The sequence below is a fragment of the Streptomyces sp. NBC_00483 genome, from assembly GCF_036013745.1.
In the GTDB taxonomy this organism is placed as follows: Bacteria; Actinomycetota; Actinomycetes; order Streptomycetales; family Streptomycetaceae; genus Streptomyces.
The window spans coordinates 3,016,966-3,034,073 of the sequence record NZ_CP107880.1; the positions used below are offsets into that span (position 1 = coordinate 3,016,966).

A 17,108-nucleotide genomic window follows, 5' to 3' on the forward strand; every position below is an offset into this window, starting at 1 on the left:
GGGCGACACTGCGCTCTGATGAGCGGCTGTGTGGCTCAGAGTTTCGGCGGGTGCATCGTAAAGCGGGCGTTGACCTGGGCCCGTACGCGTTGGCGTTGGGGTTCGAGGTCGAGTGCGGGGGCGGGTTCGGGTTCGGCGCCGGCGAAGGCGGCCGTGCGCATCATGCCGCGGGGCATGGCGCGGTCGGACATGGTGGGGTCGTCGGCGCCGATGTCGGCGATGTCGATGAGTGCGGCGAGGGTGGTGTCGAGGGCTTCGGCGTATTCGCGGGCGCGTTGGACGGCTTCGCGGACGGCTTGTTGCCTTGCTCGGGCGTGTACGGGTGAGGTGGGGCGCAGGGACCACCAGGGGCCTTCGACGCTGGTGAGGTCGAGGTCGGCGAGGCGGGTGGTGAGTTCGCCGAGTGCGGTGAAGTCGGTGAGGTCGGCGGTGATGTGGACGCGGCCGTGGTAGGTGCGGATGCGTTCGCCGCGGCCGCGTTTGGTGAGTTCGGGGGTGATGGAGAGGGCGCCGGTGGCGGTTGTGTCGACGGCGTCTCCGTAGCCCTTGATGAGGTCGAGTACGTGGGTGTTGCGGTGGGTGAGGTCTTCGAGGGCGGTGCGGCGGTCGGTGCCGCGGGCGGTGACGGTGATGCCGATGCGGGCGAGTTCGGGTTCGGCTTCGATGTGGGCTTCTCCGCGTACCGCTATGCGCGGTGCGTTGGGAGTGGCGGTGGGGTGGTCGTTGGTCATGCGCCCACCTTGTCATCACCGAAACGAAACCTTGTGAGGCTGTTGCGAGTTGGGGTTGGTGAGTAAGAATCTACGCGCGTCATCATGGCGTACACGTAGACGAGGAGACTCCGATGTCGTTGGACCGTAGATCTTTTCTCGCCAGGTCGGCCGGTACGGGTGCCGGGGTGGCCCTGGCCGGTGCCGTCGCCGCGCCTGCCTCCGCCGCGGCAAAGCCGAAGAAGCAGAAGCGGTACGCGTTCACGGTGATGGGGACGACGGATCTGCACGGTCACGTCTTCAACTGGGACTACTTCAAGAACGCCGACTACGTGGATGCGGCGGGCAATGCGCAGGGTCTGGCGCGGGTTTCGACGTTGGTGGATCAGGTGCGTGCGGAGAGGGGCCGGGGGAACACCCTTCTCATCGACGCCGGGGACACGATTCAGGGCACCCCGTTGACGTACTACTACGCGAAGGTCGATCCGATCACGGCGGCCGGTGGTCCGGTGCATCCGATGGCGCGGGCGATGAACGCGATCGGGTACGACGCGGTGGCGTTGGGCAATCACGAGTTCAACTACGGCATCGAGACGCTCAGGAAGTTCGAGTCGCAGTGTGAGTTTCCGCTGCTGGGTGCGAATGCGGTGGATGCGAAGACGGAGAAGCCGGCGTTTCCTCCGTACTTCATGAAGCGGCTGCGTACTCCGCACGGCAAGGATGTGAAGGTCGCGGTTCTGGGGCTGACGAATCCGGGGATCGCGATCTGGGACAAGGCGTATGTGCAGGGTGTGTTGAAGTTCCCGGGGCTTGAGGAGCAGGCGGCGAAGTGGGTGCCGAAGCTGCGGTCGATGGGCGCGGATGTGGTGATCGTGTCGGCGCATTCGGGGGCGTCGGGGCAGTCTTCGTACGGGGATCAGGTGCCGTATGTGGAGAACGCGGCGGCGAATGTCGCGAAGCAGGTGCCGGGGGTCGACGCGATTCTGGTGGGGCACGCGCACGTCGAGATCGAGCAGCAGCTGGTGGCGAACGAGAAGACCGGGAAGACGGTCGTTCTCTCCGAACCACTGTGTTTTGCCGAGCGGTTGGCGCTGTTCGACTTCGATCTGGTCTGGGAGAAGGGTCGTTGGACCGTCGAGTCGGTGAAGGCGTCGCTGCGGAACACGAATGCGGTGGCGGACGATCCGGAGATCTCGAAGTTGCTGCGGGAGCAGCACGAGACGGTGGTGGAGTACGTCAATCAGGTCGTGGGGACGGCGAAGCAGGCGCTGACGACGGTTGATGCCCGGTACAAGGATGCGCCGATCATCGATCTGATCAACAAGGTGCAGGCGGATGTGGTGACGAAGGCGTTGGCGTCGACGGAGTACGCGTCGCTGCCGGTCCTGTCACAGGCGTCGCCGTTCTCGCGTACGTCGGAGATTCCGGCGGGGGACGTCACCATCCGGGATCTGTCGAGCCTGTATGTGTACGACAACACGCTGGTGGCGAAGTTGCTGACGGGTGCGCAGGTGCGGGCGTATCTGGAGTATTCGGCGGAGTACTTCGTGCAGACGGCGGCCGGGGCAGCGGTGGACGTGGACAAGCTGACGAACGCGAACAATCGGCCGGACTACAACTACGACTATGTGTCGGGGTTGACGTACGACATCGATATCGCGCAGGCGGCGGGTTCCCGGATCAAGAACGTGAAGTTCGACGGCAAGGATCTGGATGACGCGGCGCAGTTCGTGTTCGCGGTGAACAACTATCGGGCGAACGGTGGCGGCGCGTTCCCGCATGTGGCGTCGGCGAAGGAGCTGTGGTCGGAGTCGACGGAGATCCGGACGCGGATCGCTGAGTGGGTGACGGCGAAGGGCGTCCTCGACACGGCGGACTTCGCTTCGGTGGATTGGAAGTTGACGCGGGACGGGACGCCGGTGTTCGCGCAGTGAGCCGTAGCCGTCCGGCGGTCAGTCCTGGAGTTTGACCATGGTGCCGCGTTCCCTTGTCTGTTGTCCGGGCAGGGGGGCGCGGTTTTCGTGTCCGGTGAGGCCGAAGGTGGTGAAGGCGGTGCGCCGGGGCTGCGGGTAGGGGTCCTTGCCGGTCAGCGAGTTGAGGATGGTGGCGCTGCGCCAGGCGGCGAGTCCGAGGTCGGGGGCGCCGACGCCGTGGGTGTGGCGTTCGGCGTTCTGGACGTAGACGGAGCCTTGGACGCGGTCGTCGAGGACGAGGCGGAACTGGTCGTCGATGCGGGGGCGTTCGGAGTGGTCGCGGCGCAGGTAGGGGTCGAGGCCGGTGAGCATGCCGCTGAGGGGGCGTTCCTTGTAGCCGGTGGCGAGGACGACGGCGTCGGTGGTGAGGCGGGAGCGGGTGCCCTGTTGGCGGTGTTCGAGGTGGAGTTCGACCTTGGTGGTGGCGACGCGTCCGGCGGTGCGGATGCTGACGCCGGGGGTGAGGGTGGCGTCGGGCCAGCCGCCGTTCAGGGTGCGCTGGTAGAGCTCTTCGTGGATGGCGGTGATGGTGTCGGCGTCGATGCCTTTGTGGAGCTGCCATTGGGCGGGTACGAGGCGGTCGCGTTCTGCCTCGGGCAGGTGGTGGAAGTAGTGGCTGTAGTCGGGGGTGAAGTGTTCGAGGCCGAGCTTGCTGTACTCCATGGGTGCGAACGCGTCGGTGCGGGCGAGCCAGGTGATCTTCTCGTGGCCGGCGGGGCGGGCGCGCAGGAGGTCGAGGAAGATCTCGGCTCCGGACTGTCCGCTGCCGACGACGGTGATGTGTTCGGCTGCGAGCAGGCGTTCGCGGTGGGTGAGGTAGTCGGCGGAGTGGACGACGGGCACGGTGGGTGCTTCTTCGAGGGGCCTGAGGGGTTCGGGTACGTAGGGGGCGGTGCCGACGCCGATGGCGACGTTCTTGGTGTAGGTGCGGCCGAGGGCTTCGGCTTCGCCTTCGGCGTCGAGTTGGGTGAAGTCGACTTCGAACAGGGCGCGTTCGGTGTTCCAGCGGACGGCGTCGACCTGGTGGGAGAAGTGGAGTCCGGGGAGGTTCTCGCTGACCCAGCGGCAGTAGGCGTCGTATTCGGCGCGCTGGATGTGGAAGCGCTCGGCGAAGTAGAAGGGGAAGAGGCGCTCGCGGGTCTTGAGGTAGTTGAGGAAGCTCCAGTGGCTGGTGGGGTCGGCAAGGGTCACCAGGTCGGCGAGGAACGGGACTTGGAGCGTGGCGCCTTCGATGAGCAGGCCGGGGTGCCAGTGGAAGGCGGGGCGCTGTTCGTAGAAGGCGGTGTCGAGTTCGGTGAGGGGGTGGGCGAGGGCCGCGAGGGAGAGGTTGAAGGGGCCGATGCCGATGCCGACGAGGTCGCGGGGTTCTTCGGTGGGCCGTGTTGCGGGGTTGGGGGTGGGCGCGGCTGTCATCGCGGCGTGTGTCCTTCCACCAGTTCCAGGAGGGCGGTGAGGTCTTCGGGGGTGGCGTGCGGGTTGAGCAGGGTGGCTTTGAGGTGGAGCTTTCCGTCCATGCGGGCGCGGCCGAGGACGGCGCGGCCTTCGGTGAGCAGGGTGCGGCGGATCGCGGCGATGGTTTCGTCGGTGGCGCCGGTGGGCCGGAACAGGACGGTGGTGAGGGTGGGGGTGTCGTAGAGCTCGAAGTGCGGGTGTGCGTCGATGAGTTGGGCCAGGTGGTGGGCGAGGGCGGTGACGTCGTCGACGAGGGCGGCGAGTCCGGTGCGGCCGAGGGCTTTGAAGGTGACGGCCGTTTTGAGGATGTCGGGGCGGCGGGTGGTGCGCAGGGAGCGGCCGAGGAGGTCGGGGAGCCCGGCTTCGGTGTCGTCGTCCGCGTTGAGGTAGTCGGCCTGGTGGCCGAGCGCGCCGGTTTCGGCGATGTCGCGTACGGCGAGGACGCCGGCGGCGACGGGTTGCCAGCCGAGTTTGTGCAGGTCGAGGGCGACGGTGTGGGCGCGGGCGAGGCCGTTCAGTTTGGGGGCTTCGCGGGGGCTGAAGAGGGCGCCTGCGCCGTAGGCGGCGTCGATGTGGAGGCGGGCGCCGTGCCGCTCGCAGATGTCGGCGATTTCTGGGAGCGGGTCGATGAGGCCTGCGTCGGTGGTGCCTGCGGTGGCGGCGACGAGTTTGGGTCCCGGGAGTGCGGTGAGTGCCTCGTCGAGGGCGGCGGGGTCGAGGGTGCCGGCGGGGGCGGGCACGGTGACCGGTTCGGGGAGCCCGAGGAGCCAGGCGGCGCGGGCGAGGCTGTGGTGGGCGTTGGCCCCGACGAGGAGGCGGACGGGTTCGCCGGGGGCGGCGGCCTCACGGGCTAGGAGGACGGCGAGCTGGTTGGCTTCGGTGCCGCCGGTGGTGACGAGGGCGTCGGGTGTGGCGTGGGTGGGGGTGGCCTGCCCGCGTGCGGGGTGGGTGGGTGCGGCCTGCTCGCGTGAGGCGTGGGCGCCTGGGCCGTAGACCTCGTGGGCGAGGGTCGTGGTGACGAGGGCTTCCAGGGCGGAGGCGGCGGGGGCCTGGTCCCAGGAGTCCATGGAGGGGTTGAGCGCGCTCGCGGCGAGGTCGGCGGCGGTGGCGACGGCGAGTGGCGGGCAGTGCAGGTGGGCGGCGCACAACGGGTCGGCGGGGTCGGCGGCGCCTTCGGCGAGGGCGGTGACGAGGGTGCGCAGAGCCTCTTCGGCTCCGGTGCCGTGGACGGGCAGCAACTCCCCGACGTCGTGGTGGAGTTGCGCCGTGACGGCCTCGGGTCCGCCCGCCGGGAGTGGGCCGCCCCGGTGGGCGGCGCCCTTGTGCAGGGCGTCGAGGACGGTGGTGAGCAACGGCCGCAGGGCGTCGGGGCCTTGGGTACCCCCGGCGAGGGGCGGCGTGCTGCGCATACGGGTCCTTTGCGTGGTTGGCGTACGTGATGCCTCAGCTTGCCTTTTGCCTGCTGATGCGTCCGCCGTACCTACGAAGCTGACCCGAAAGGGGTATGGGTGGGGGCGGGGGTGGGGGGCCTGTGCTAGGGCCCTTCTGACGGATCAGGCTGGATGCGGGCGGCCGTGAATGTTCGGTGCCGGTGAGCGGGGGCTGGTGCGTGCAGCTGCAAGGCGGAGGAGGGCGTCAACGCGGAGCGTTGGCAACCGACGACAACGCCGCAGATGGGCGTGCCAGGGCCCGCGACTCCAGCAAGATCCGTCAGAAGGGCCCTAGGCCCGTCCGGGGGTGGTGCGGAGGAGGTGGCTTGCGCCGGGTGGGGTCGGCAGGGGTGAATCCGCCGCGCGGGGCTGGGGGTCGTCGTTCCGTCTTGGGTCATGTGCCGCTTGGCCTGTTTCCCGCTCATCTCCCACGGGGGCCCTCCGGGGGTTACGGCTCGTCTCGGGCTCCGGTCAGTCCGGGGCTCCGGTCCGTCCGGGAATGCGGCCCCTCCGGGACTCCGGACCGTCCAGGACTCCGGACCGTCCGGGGCCCGACTCCCGTGGGCCCTCACCGGGGTTGGGTCCTGAGGGCTGCGCGCCAGGTCCCGTCGCCCTGCGGGCTTGTCCTCAAACGCCGGACAGGCTTGATCAGGTCGGCCTCCGCGCCGCCTGGCAGTCCACCTCCCACCTCCGACCACGGCTTCCCGCCCGTGACGACGAAGACCACCCCGCCACCGCCTTGGGCAATCCGACGCCGAGCACGGCACCCCACCCGTGGCGGTGGGCCGTCACCGCCTTGGGCAATCTGCCGCCTGGGGCGGCAGGGTGGGCAAGGCGGCGCACGGTGCCGCGCGCTCATTGCCTCGGGGCCGACCACGGCAATCCCGGAACCACGGTGCCGGGCAACAAGGACGGCGGGCGTCGGCCACGGCGCTGCGTTCACACCCCGGTGTGGCGCGACCAGTACAACGACCCAGCGGAAACGTCCGCTACCCCGCGCGGCCGACGTCCCCGGAGGGGGCGGGTGGGTGGGAGATGGGCGGGGAAGGCGTGCGGGAGCACCGGGGGCTGTGCGCCCGTTGCTCCCTTCGCCCTCCCCCAGGTGCCGTCCCCGGCGGTATCCCGAAACCCCGGTTCCCGACGCCCGACTCCCGGCCCACGGCCCCGGCTCCCGGCTCCCGGCTCCCGGCTCCCGGCTCCCGGCTCCCGGCTCCCGGCTCCCGGCTCCCGGCTCCCGGCTCCCGGCTCCCGGCTCCCGGGGACAGTGCAACGGGCGTCGGCACCCAGCACGGGGCAAAGCGCCGGGGCCGCGCACCCGTTCCGAGGGCCCCGGCCCCGGTGACCCGCCCCTACGCCCCGCGTACCTTCAACGCCCGGCGCAGGTCGTCCAGTTGGTCGGACAGTTTGCGGCGCAAGGCGGGGGTGGCGTCCGCCGCGTGCTGCTCGCCCACGCGGAGCGTGTCCGTGTCGATGGCGTACACGGGGAACGCGTGGCGGCCCGCCGCCTCGGCGATCGCGGGGCCACGGCGCGCGGCGAGCGCGGTGGCGTCGGTGAAGTAGCGGGGGACGTAGCCCCGCAGGAGGTCGGCTTGTTCGGGCTGCCAGAAGCCCTGTGCGGTGGCGATGAAGAGGTAGTTGGACAGGTCGTCCGCGGGGTTCGTCGTGAACATCGCGGACCACGCCTCCGCCTTGGTCTGCGGGTCGGGCAGCGCGGCGCGGCAGCGGGCTGCGCCTTCTTGCCCGGAGGCGCTGGGGTCGTGGGCGAGTTCGGCCTCGATGACGGCTTCGTCGACGGCGCCGAGGACGCTGAGCCGGCCGAGGATGCGCCAGCGCAGTTCGGGGTCGAGTTCGGGTCCGCCGGGGACGGCCCCGGAGTCGTACCAGTCGCGGATGACGTCGGCGTGCCGGGCGGCGTCGATGAGGTGGCGTACGGCGGTGAGGCGGAGCCCTGGGTGGCTGCCGTCCTCGGTGCGGCGTACGAGGTCCTCGCACAGGGTGGTGATGAGACCGAGGGCCTCGGGCCGCTCCGCGGGGTCGGTGTAGCGGTCGGCGACCTGGGTGTGGGCGAAGGCGAGGACGCCCTGGACGAGGGCGAGGTCGCTCTCCTCGGGGAGGTGGGCGGCGACCGTCTCCAGGTAGCTGGCGGGTGCGAGTGCGCCGTCGCGGACCATGTCGCGCAGTGTGGTCCACACGATGGTGCGGGTGAGGGCGTCGGGGATGCCGGACAGGCCGCGCAGGGCGGCTTCCTCGGACGCGGTGTCGAGGCGGATCTTGGTGTAGGTGAGGTCCTGGTCGTTGGGGACGATCAGGGCGGGGCGTCGGCCGCCGAACGTCAAGTCCCCTCCAGCGAAGGGGACTTCCACGTCGAGGCGTTCGCGCAGGACGAATCCGCGCGGGTCGGCGGGAGCGTGGTCGTACAGGCCGATGGCGATGCGGTGGGGGCGGCTGCCCTGTCGGTCGACGGCGAGGCTCCAGGTGCCGTCGTTCTCGGTCACCGACGTGGTGAGGGTGTCGACGCCGGTGGTGCGCAGCCACGTGTCGGCCCAGGCGTGCACGTCGCGTTCGGTGCCGGAGGCGAGGGATTCGATGAAGTCGGCGAGGGTGGCGTTGCCGAATTTGTGGCGCTTGAAGTGGGTGTTGATGCCGGCGAGGAAGTCCTTCTCGCCGAGCCAGGTGACGAGTTGGCGCAGCGCGGAGGCGCCCTTGGCGTAGGAGATTCCGTCGAAGTTGAGGAGGGCGGAGGCCGTGTCGGGCACGGATTCGGGGGCGACGGGGTGGGTGGAGGGCCGCTGGTCGGCGTCGTATCCCCAGGTTTTGCGGGCGACACCGAAGTCGATCCAGGTGTCAGTGAAGCGGGTGGCCTCGGTGAGGGTCTGGTAGCCCATGTATTCGGCGAACGACTCGTTCAGCCAGATGTCGTCCCACCACTTGAGGGTGACGAGGTCGCCGAACCACATGTGGGCCATCTCGTGGGCGATGACCATGGCGCGGGTCTGTCGCTCGGTGTCGGTGACGGCGGAGCGGTACACGAACTCGTCGCGGAAGGTGACGAGGCCGGGGTTCTCCATGGCTCCGGCGTTGAACTCGGGGACGAAGGCCTGGTCGTAGGAGTCGAAGGGGTAGGGCTCTTCGAACTTCTCGTGGTAGCGGTCGAAGCACGCGCGCGTGACGTCGAGGATTTCGTCGGCGTCGGCGTCGAGGTGGGGTGCGAGGGAGCGGCGGCAGTGCAGGCCGAAGGGGAGGCCGCGGTGTTCGGTGCGGATGGAGTGCCAGGGGCCTGCGGCGACGGCCACCAGGTAGGTGGAGAGCAGGGGGGTGGTGGCGGCCTGCCAGCGGCCCTCCCCCACGTGTTCGGTGGTGCCGTTGGCGAGGACGGTCCAGCCTTCGGGGGCGGTGACGGTGAGGTCGAAGGTCGCCTTCAGGTCGGGCTGGTCGAAGGCGGCGAAGACGCGCTGCACGTCTTCCATGAACAGCTGCGTGTACGTGTACGTCTCACCGTCGGTGGGGTCGGTGAAGCGGTGCATGCCCTCGCCGGTGTGCGAGTAGCGCATGGAGGTGTCGATGCGCAGCTCGTGGGCGCCTTCGGTGAGGCCGGTGAGCGGGAGCCGGTTGTCGGCGAGGGTGGCGGGGTCGAGGGGCTGCCCGTCGAGGGTGGCGGAGCGCAGGGCGGCGGGCTTGAGCTCGACGAAGGTGTCGCCCGCGGTGTGCGCGGTGAAGCGGATCGCGGTGCGGGAGTCGAAGGTGTCGTCCCCGACGGTGAGGTCGAGGTCGACGGTGTATCGCTCGACGTCGATGAGCTGGGCTCGGGTCTGCGCTTCGCTGCGCGTCAGTACGGGCATGCGGTAATGCTGCCGCATGCCACTGACATCGGGACAGGGTGGATCATGTGGCGGTTCGCCGGGGTTGCGGCCTCGGGGCTCCGCCCCGGACCCCGCTCCTCAATCGCCGGAGGGGCTTGATCTGCTCAATCGCCGCAGGGGCTAAATTTGGTCACCGTTTCGTGTCCTCGGCGATGAGTTCGTGGTGGCGGATGACCTCGCTGATGATGAAGTTGAGGAATTTTTCGGCGAAGGCCGGGTCGAGTTTGGCGTTCTCCGCGAGTTGGCGCAGGCGTTCGATCTGGCGGGATTCGCGGGCCGGGTCCGCCGGGGGCAGGTCGTGGTGGGCCTTGAGGTGGCCGACCTGCTGGGTGCATTTGAAGCGCTCGGCGAGCATGTGGACGACGGCGGCGTCGATGTTGTCGATGCTGTCGCGCAGGCGGGCGAGCTCGGCGCGCACGGCCGGGTCGACCTCGTTCGGCTTGCTGGTGGTCATGACGGATCAGCCTACGTGGAGCATGGGTGGGTCGTCGGGGTCGGGGATCTTGTCGGACCAGCCGCCGGGCACGGCGCGGCCCTGTTGTTCGCGGAATCGGACGGGTGCGGTGCCGACGCGGCGGGTGAACAGGCGGGAGAAGTAGGCGGGGTCGTCGTAGCCGACGCGGCGGGCGACGGCGGCGACGGGGAGTTCGGTGGCGGCGAGGAGTTCCTTGGCGCGGCCGAGGCGGATGCCGAGGAGGTAGTCCTTGGGGCTGCAGCCGGCGCCGCGGCGGACGGCGGTGCGCAGTTCGGCGGGGGTCATGCCGTGCCGTGCGGCGTGTGCGGCGACGGAGAGGGGCTGGAAGGCGTCGCGTGCGAGGGCCTGGAGGACGGGGTGGCCGTCGGGGGCCAGGTCGGCGCGGGCGCGGCGCAGGGCGACGAGGAGTTCGTGGACGGCGGCGCCGGTCTCCACTTCGAGGAGCGGGTTGCCGCGGCGGGCGGCGCGGGCGATGCGGCCGACGGCGGCGCGGGCCTGGGCGGCGTCGGAGAGGGGGACGACGGGGCGGTCGGGTTCGATGTAGCCGAGTTCGGTGTAGGTGGCGGTGGCGGGCCCGGTGAAGTCGACGAAGCACTCGTCCCAGCCGGTGTCGGGGTCGGCTCCGTAGTGGTGGGGGCGGCCGGGGGTGAGCCAGATCAGGGCGGGTGCGGTGACGGTGCGGCGGGGTCCTTCGGTGTCCTGGTACCAGCCGCTGCCCGCGGTGACGACGACGGCGACGTGGTGGTCGAGGGTGCGGGGTCCGACGGTGGGCAGTGGCCCGTGCTGGAGTCCGACGCCGAGGCAGACGAGGCCGAGGCGGTGGTGGGCCGGGCTGGGCGTGAAGTACCGCATCCAGGTGTGGTACGTGGGCATTTGTCCCCTCCCGTGGTGGTGCGTGCGGGCGTCCCCGTCCAACACCGGCCGATCTTTGTCCATGGACCCCGTCGGCCGCCAGAGGTGAGGGTGGCGGCCGGTGGGTGCCGCGCCCATCGGGCAAAGAGGAGCACGTGATGACGGATTTCCGGGTGGGCGGGGACGACTTCGAGGTGGACGGGCGGCCGGTGCGGCTGCTGTCGGGGGCCTTGCACTACTTCCGGGTGCACGAGGAGCAGTGGGCGCACCGGCTGCGGATGCTGCGGGCGATGGGCCTGAACTGTGTGGAGACGTACGTGCCGTGGAATCTGCACGAGCCGCGTCCCGGTGAGGTGCGCGACGTGGCGGCGGTGGGGCGTTTCCTGGACGCGGCGCGGCGGGAGGGGCTGTGGGTGGTCGTGCGGCCGGGGCCGTACATCTGCGCGGAGTGGGAGAACGGGGGGCTTCCGCACTGGGTGACGGGGCGGCTCGGGGCGCGGGTGCGGACCGGGGACGCGGAGTTCATGGCGGCGGTGGAGCGCTGGTTCGGGGTGTTGTTGCCGCAGATCGTGGAGCGGCAGGTGGACCGGGGCGGTCCTGTGCTGATGGTTCAGGTGGAGAACGAGTACGGCAGTTATGGCTCGGACCACCGTTATCTGCGGGCTCTTGCCGATCTGCTGGTGGGGCTCGGGGTGTCGGTGCCGCTGTTCACGTCGGACGGGCCCGAGGACCACATGCTGAGCGGGGGTTCGGTTCCTGGGGTGCTGGCGACGGTGAACTTCGGCTCCCGCGCGCGTGAGGCCTTCGAGTCGCTACGTAGGCACCAGGCCACGGGGCCGTTGATGTGCATGGAGTTCTGGTGCGGCTGGTTCGACCACTGGGGTGCGAAGCACGTCGTGCGGGATCCGCGGGAGGCGGCGGACGCGCTGCGGGAGATCCTGGAGTGCGGGGCGTCGGTGAATCTGTACATGGCGCACGGCGGAACGAGTTTCGGGGGTTGGGCGGGCGCGAACCGGGGTGGCGGCGAGCTGCACGAAGGGCCGCTGGAGCCGGATGTCACGTCGTACGACTACGACGCCCCGATCGACGAGTTCGGCCGCCCCACGGAGAAGTTCTGGCTGTTCCGTGAGGTGCTCGCCGCGTACGCGGAGGGACCGCTGCCCGAGGTGCCGCCGCAGCCCCCGGCCCTCGCGGGTCCGGTCACGGCCCACCTGACGGTGTTCACGGCCCTGGACGGGGTGTTGGAGGCGCTGGGTGGTCCTGAGGCGGAGTACGCGGTGCCGCCGTCGTTCGAGGACCTGGACGTGGACCGTGGCCTGGTGCGGTACGCGGTGACGGTGCCGGGGCCGCGGCAGCCGTATCCGTTGCGGGCGCGCGGGCTGCGGGATCTGGCTCTCGTGTACGTCGACGGGGAGCGGGCCGGGGTGCTCACAGAGGAGGAGCCCGATCTGGCAGAGCCGGTTGCGGGGCACGCGCGCGCGGAGCTGTGGGTGGAGTCCCTGGGGCGGGTCAACTACGGGCCGCGCACGGGTGAGTCGAAGGGGATCACGGGCGGGCTGCTGCACGAGCGGCAGTTCCTGCACGGGGTGCGGGCGCGGGGGCTGCGCCTGGACGCGTTCACGGCTTCCGGGGTTGCCGGGCTGCCGTCCGCGGCGGCCGAGGGCGAGGGGCGGGGCCTGCACCGGGGGTCGTTCCAGGTGTCGGGGGCCGGGGACGCGGCACTCGAACTGCCGGGCTGGGGGCGGGGCTTCGTGTGGGTGAACGGGTTCTGCCTGGGCCGCTACTGGTCGGCAGGTCCGCAGGACGCCTTGTACGTGCCGGGTCCGGTGCTGCGCGAGGGCGTGAACGAGGTGTGGGTGCTGGAGCTCGATCGGGCCGGGGAGCCGCGGGTCGTGTTGCGTTGACGCGGGCGGGCCCCGGGGGACGTTCCCCGGGGCCCGCCTCGGCGCCTCAGACGATCTCGGCTCAGACGATCTCGGTTCAGACGATCTCGGTTCAGGCGAACTCTGTTCAGACGATCTCGGTGACCTCGAAGGCGTCCAGGGCGAACTCGGCGGTGCCGTCGTCGCCCGTCTTGCGCAGGCCCACCCAGGCCTCCCCCTTGTCCGGTGCGGTGAACTCGTAGGTGAGCGTCGCGGGTTGGGTGGCCACGGGCAGGTCCTCGCGGGACAGTTCCTTGGCCTCCGGGCTGTCGGCCGCGGTGATCCAGGCGTACTGGCCGGCCTTCTCGTTCTCGTAGCGGAAGGAGACCCGGTACCGCTTGCCGGGCTCGAAGCGGGCCGTGTGCGGGACGGTGCGGTAGACGAGGCCGGTGTTCTCGCCGCGCGACTTGAGGGACTGGGTGCCGTCGACGACGTCGTCGATCGCCTTCCCGTTCCAGCCGCGCTGGGTGTACGGCGCGTGCCGCTGGGCGATGTGGGTGCGCGGGTCGGTGGAGCCTCCCGCGTCGCCCTTCACGAACGGGCCCCAGCCCTGGGGGACGTGTTCAAAGTCCTCGTGGGCCACGGTTCCGGCGGGCAGGTTCGGTGCGGGCGACTTCACGATACGTACATTGTCGAAACGGACCCGCGCCGAACCGGCCGCAGCGCGCAGGGCGAGGGTGACCGGGCCGCCACCGGCCGGGACGGTGAAGTACGTGGTCATCCGCTGGAAGCGGGTGTCGTGCTTGCGGTCGGCGGCCACGTGGTTGCCGGCGGTGGAGGTGTCGGTCCGGTTCGTGGCAGTCACTCCGTCGACGGTGCGCACCTCCAGGGTGGCCGTGCGCCGCTCTCCCGCCTTGGCGCCGACCTCGACCTGCACGGACGCGGCGTAGCTGCCGGGGGCGAGCCGGGTCAGCCGCTGGGAGACGGTGGCGGCGGCGCCGGGGCCGATGACGAGTTCGTGGTCGCCGAGGTCGCTGCGCTCGACGGAGGCGGGCCCGGTGACCGTCCAGCCCTTCAGGGAACCGGAGTTGAAGCCCGGGTCGCGCAGCGGCGTGCCCTGGCCCCAGTCGGGCGCGCGGTCGAGGTCGGTGCGGTCCCGGTAGAGGACGTAGGGCCGGTCGGCGTCGGCCTTCAGCGTCACCTTGCCGCCGGACACGGTGACGTACGAGTCGAAGACGCGGCCCTGGTCGGTGAGCCGGTACAGGGCCACCTTGGCCCTGCTCTCCCACGCACGCGGGAGCCGCCAACTGGTGCTGCCGCCCTGCGGGTTGTAGTGGTACAGCTTCGTCGGGTCGGCGGCTCTGCGCGGTTCCCAGGGCAGCAGATAGGTGCCGGCGTCGTAGACGAGGCGGCCGTCGGTGGTGATGCGGCGGGCGCCGGAGGCGTCGGTGACGCTCGTCTTCGTGGCGCCGGAGAACGTGATCTCGTGCTCGCCCCAGGTCTTGATCGGCTGCGCCTGGAGGTACTTGGCGGGCAGCGAGTGCGTCCAGATGAGGCGGTAGAAGTCCGTCCAGTCGGTCTTGCCGGTCCAGCCCTCGAAGTTGCCCATGCGGGCGACGCCGAGGAGGGTGGGCCACTTGTCGGCGAAGACGTCCTTCTGGTGGTGGCGGATGAAGCGGATCAGCTTCGAGTTGATGCCGCGCGAGGTGTCGGGGCCGTAGTCGGTCTCGGTGGCCCAGTGCGACCAGAGCGAGGACCTCTCGAACCCGTGGCCCCACTCGGACGTGACGTTCCAGCCCTGGCCGCGGAAGGCGCGCTGGAGGCGGTCGGAGGTCCAGCCGGACTCCCGGAACACGTCGATGTAGAGGGTGTTGAGGCCGTCGTCGGTGTCGCGGCGCAGGTCGGCGAAGCGCCCCACGATGTCGCCGGAGACGAGGTCGCGGCGCTGGTCGATGCGGTAGCTCTGGTCGAGCCAGTCCCACTGCTCGTCGCTCTTGTCGACGAGTTTCTCGGAGAAGGCGTTCGCGACGGGGTAGGACTCGGTGGCGTTCACGTGGACGGCGAAGTCGCTGTTCCACTTCTTGCCCTCGCGGACCAGGGTGTTGAGATCGTCGAGGCCGCCCGCGCGCGCGTTGTAGTTCCCGGCGTAGTCGGGGTGCGCGGAGTCGTGGCCCTCTGACTGATAGCCCTTGAGGAGGGTGTACTGGCGCAGCCCGTCGGTGGCCAGGTGGATCCGTTTGACGTTGTCGAGGGTCGCGAGGAACGGGTTGGTGGCCTGTGACGCGAAGTTGAACGGGATGTGCGGGACGACCCGCAGGTGCTGTTCGTCGGCGCCGCGCGGGGTGTGGGCGATGTCGCGGAAGGCGATGGCGGCGTCCTGCCAGTCGACCTTGCCGTCGCCGTTCCGGTCGCCGGTCACGACGACCGTCGCGTACGGGAGGGGTTCGGTGGCGTCGACCGGGGCGGTGGCGGCGCGGTGTGTCCACTGGCCGGGGGCGAGTCGGGCGGCGGTGTGGCCTTCGCGGCGCACGGTCTCGCGCCACAGGCGGCCGTTCTCCCAGGTGGTTCCGGCGGCGCTGTCGGGCTTGTCGTAGCTGGTGTTGGTCTCGATCGCGCCGCCGAGCCGATCGTGGGCGACGACGGCGTAGGCGCAACCGGTGGGCGCCTGGGCGGGGCTGTCGGTGGTCGGGGTGACGAGGGTGTCGCCGCTCTTGGCCTTGTCGAGCTGCACGGTGGCGGCGAGGAGGGCGGCGCCGGGCTGGTCGCTGCGGACGGACAGCAGGGCGAGGCCGGGGAACTGGAGGGTGCCGACGCGCAGTTGCGCCGTGTCGCTGATCTTCGTGACGCGCCAGTCGACCTGGTGCCCCTCGACGGCGATACGGATGTCGATGGTGGTGCCGCCGGTCAGGGTGAGGCGGTAGTCGGCGCGGTCGGCGGCGGGCGTGCACGTCACCTTCGGGGTGTGCTCGGCGCCGTCGATCAGGAGCGTCGTGACCGGGTCGGGCTGTGCGTGCAGGACGGCGCCGGTGGCGCGGTCGGTGTAGGAGACGACGAGGGGGAAGGCGGTACTGACGCGGACGTCGAGGTCCCGGGAGCGGATGACCGCTCCGTCGGCGGCGGTCGCGGTGGCCGTGGGGGTCGCGGCGCGGGCCGTGCCGGTCAGGGCGAGGCCGAGTGCGGCACCGGCCCCGCCGACCGCCCCGGCGGCGACGAGGGATCTGCGGCTGGGGCCGGGCGTCGCGTCCCGCGGGTCGCTGCCGGGTCGGGCCGGCCGGCCGGGGCGGCCCGGCTCCACCTCCTCGCCCCTCGAACTCTCCGAGTTCTCCGACGGCTGGCCTTGGGGCTGCTCGGGCACGGCGCACTCCTTCTCACGGCGGCTTGGCGTGTCGATCACGATGCGCCGGGCGGGGCGGGAGAGCCCATGGACAAAGGGGCGGCAGGTCTTGGATTAATGGCCGTACTCTGGAGGCGCCGGGTACCGGCCCGGCGGACCCAGGGGGTGCGCGCGTGGCGGACGGCGGACCGGTGGTGCACGGCTATCCACATCTGGAGACGGTGCGGTCGGCGATCACCGCGCTCTACAAGCGGCTCTCCTACGACTCGGTGCACACGTTCTCGTCGAGTGTCGCCCCGGTCGATGTCGCGTTCAGCGACGTCGACGATCTGTATCTGGGTGTGCAGCGGGTGGCGCGTGAGCTGGTGCGGCACTATCGGCTCCCGGACGCGCGGATGATCGTGAGTTTCCGGGAGATGCGGCATGCGGCGAGCGTGGAACTGGCGGCGGGCCCCGAGTACTTCATCGAGTTGAACGACCGGTTCCGTACGCATCGCCGGGACATCGGCGCGGCGCTCGCCCACGAGATCATGCATGTGTATCTGCACCGTCTTGACCTGTCGCTGCCGGGGACGCGGGACAACGAGATCCTGACCGATACGGCGGCCACGTATCTGGGTGCGGGCTGGCTGTTGCTGGACGCCTTCCGGGAGGATGCGGCGTCCTCGCAGAAGCTGGGCTATCTGACGCCTGAGGAGTTCGGGTACGTGCTCGCGAAGCGGTCCCTCGTCTTCGGTGAGGGACCGGAGACGTGGTTCACCAGTCCGCAGGCGTACTCGGCGTACGAGCGGGGTCTTGAGCAGGCGCGGCGGGACGAGCGGCAGCCGCCGATGACCGCGGCGGGGTGGGCGGGGCGGCGGCGTTATGCGAAGGACCGCCGGTACGCGCAGGACCACGGGCCGCGCGGGCTCGACCCGGCGAGCCCCTACACGTTCTCGGCCGCGGCCGACGGCGACGGGGCGTCGCGGCGGGGTGGTGGGCTGCGGGTGGCGTTCGCGTGCCCGACGTGTCATCAGCGGATCCGGGTGCCGGTGCGGGGCCGGGTGCGGGCGCGGTGCGCGCTGTGCCGGACGGTGTGGGAGTGCGACACGTAGGCGCACCGCGCGCCTCTTGAAGACGCGCCTCCAGAAGGCGGCGACGGCGCTGCGGCGGGAGAGTGC

At 70.7% G+C, this 17,108-nt stretch carries 10 protein-coding genes; 3 read left to right on the forward strand and 7 right to left on the reverse strand.

The window, feature by feature from the left end:
• Positions 1-35 precede the first annotated feature (35 nt).
• A complete protein-coding gene (locus tag OHA73_RS13335; protein WP_327655141.1) occupies positions 36-731 on the reverse strand; it encodes an SIMPL domain-containing protein in 696 nt (231 codons plus the stop codon).
• 113 nt (positions 732-844) lie between these two features.
• On the opposite strand from OHA73_RS13335, the gene OHA73_RS13340 reads away from it, so the two are divergent.
• Positions 845-2,644, forward strand: coding sequence for a bifunctional metallophosphatase/5'-nucleotidase (locus OHA73_RS13340; RefSeq protein ID WP_327655142.1), 1,800 nt, complete (start codon positions 845-847; stop codon positions 2,642-2,644).
• 18 nt (positions 2,645-2,662) lie between these two features.
• On the opposite strand, the gene OHA73_RS13345 is transcribed toward OHA73_RS13340, so the two are convergent.
• The 5 genes from OHA73_RS13345 to OHA73_RS13365 form a co-directional block, all read right to left on the reverse strand.
• A complete protein-coding gene (locus OHA73_RS13345; protein ID WP_327655143.1) occupies positions 2,663-4,096 on the reverse strand; it encodes a lysine N(6)-hydroxylase/L-ornithine N(5)-oxygenase family protein in 1,434 nt (477 codons plus the stop codon).
• Entirely contained in the window at positions 4,093-5,544 is a 1,452-nt protein-coding gene (locus tag OHA73_RS13350) for a pyridoxal phosphate-dependent decarboxylase family protein (RefSeq protein WP_327655144.1), read from the reverse strand. The genes OHA73_RS13345 and OHA73_RS13350 overlap by 4 nt, the downstream gene beginning before the upstream one ends.
• Before the next feature lie 1,370 nt (positions 5,545-6,914).
• Positions 6,915-9,404: an aminopeptidase N gene (gene pepN / locus OHA73_RS13355; protein WP_327655145.1), complete on the reverse strand. Its 2,490-nt coding sequence runs from the start codon at positions 9,402-9,404 to the stop codon at positions 6,915-6,917.
• A gap of 151 nt (positions 9,405-9,555) precedes the next feature.
• Positions 9,556-9,879, reverse strand: a complete 324-nt coding sequence (locus OHA73_RS13360; RefSeq protein ID WP_266720724.1) for a chorismate mutase — start codon at positions 9,877-9,879, stop codon at positions 9,556-9,558.
• Between the two features lie 6 nt (positions 9,880-9,885).
• Positions 9,886-10,773 (reverse strand): helix-turn-helix domain-containing protein, encoded by an 888-nt coding sequence (locus tag OHA73_RS13365; RefSeq protein WP_327655146.1) that lies wholly within the window; start codon positions 10,771-10,773, stop codon positions 9,886-9,888.
• A gap of 137 nt (positions 10,774-10,910) precedes the next feature.
• On the opposite strand from OHA73_RS13365, the gene OHA73_RS13370 reads away from it, so the two are divergent.
• Complete coding sequence (locus OHA73_RS13370) at positions 10,911-12,656, forward strand: glycoside hydrolase family 35 protein (RefSeq protein ID WP_327655147.1); 1,746 nt, start codon at positions 10,911-10,913, stop codon at positions 12,654-12,656.
• A 106-nt stretch (positions 12,657-12,762) separates the two neighbouring features.
• On the opposite strand, the gene OHA73_RS13375 is transcribed toward OHA73_RS13370, so the two are convergent.
• Positions 12,763-15,909 carry an endo-alpha-N-acetylgalactosaminidase family protein gene (locus OHA73_RS13375; protein WP_443063210.1) on the reverse strand — a complete coding sequence of 1,049 codons (3,147 nt, stop codon included), beginning with the start codon at positions 15,907-15,909 and terminating at the stop codon, positions 12,763-12,765.
• A 212-nt stretch (positions 15,910-16,121) separates the two neighbouring features.
• Here OHA73_RS13375 and OHA73_RS13380 point away from each other — a divergent pair, with 212 nt between their 5' ends.
• Entirely contained in the window at positions 16,122-17,042 is a 921-nt protein-coding gene (locus OHA73_RS13380; RefSeq protein ID WP_266720716.1) for a hypothetical protein, read from the forward strand.
• Positions 17,043-17,108: the final 66 nt, after the last annotated feature.

Bases quoted from the DNA above. Each gene is read 5' to 3' on its own strand.
- pepN (WP_327655145.1), bottom strand. From the start codon at position 9,404: ATGCCCGTACTGACGCGCAGCGAAGCGCAGACCCGAGCCCAGCTCATC.
- OHA73_RS13360 (WP_266720724.1), bottom strand. From the start codon at position 9,879: ATGACCACCAGCAAGCCGAACGAGGTCGACCCGGCCGTGCGCGCCGAG.
- OHA73_RS13340 (WP_327655142.1), top strand. From the start codon at position 845: ATGTCGTTGGACCGTAGATCTTTTCTCGCCAGGTCGGCCGGTACGGGT.
- OHA73_RS13335 (WP_327655141.1), bottom strand. From the start codon at position 731: ATGACCAACGACCACCCCACCGCCACTCCCAACGCACCGCGCATAGCG.
- OHA73_RS13365 (WP_327655146.1), bottom strand. From the start codon at position 10,773: ATGCCCACGTACCACACCTGGATGCGGTACTTCACGCCCAGCCCGGCC.
- OHA73_RS13345 (WP_327655143.1), bottom strand. From the start codon at position 4,096: ATGACAGCCGCGCCCACCCCCAACCCCGCAACACGGCCCACCGAAGAA.
- OHA73_RS13350 (WP_327655144.1), bottom strand. From the start codon at position 5,544: ATGCGCAGCACGCCGCCCCTCGCCGGGGGTACCCAAGGCCCCGACGCC.
- OHA73_RS13370 (WP_327655147.1), top strand. From the start codon at position 10,911: ATGACGGATTTCCGGGTGGGCGGGGACGACTTCGAGGTGGACGGGCGG.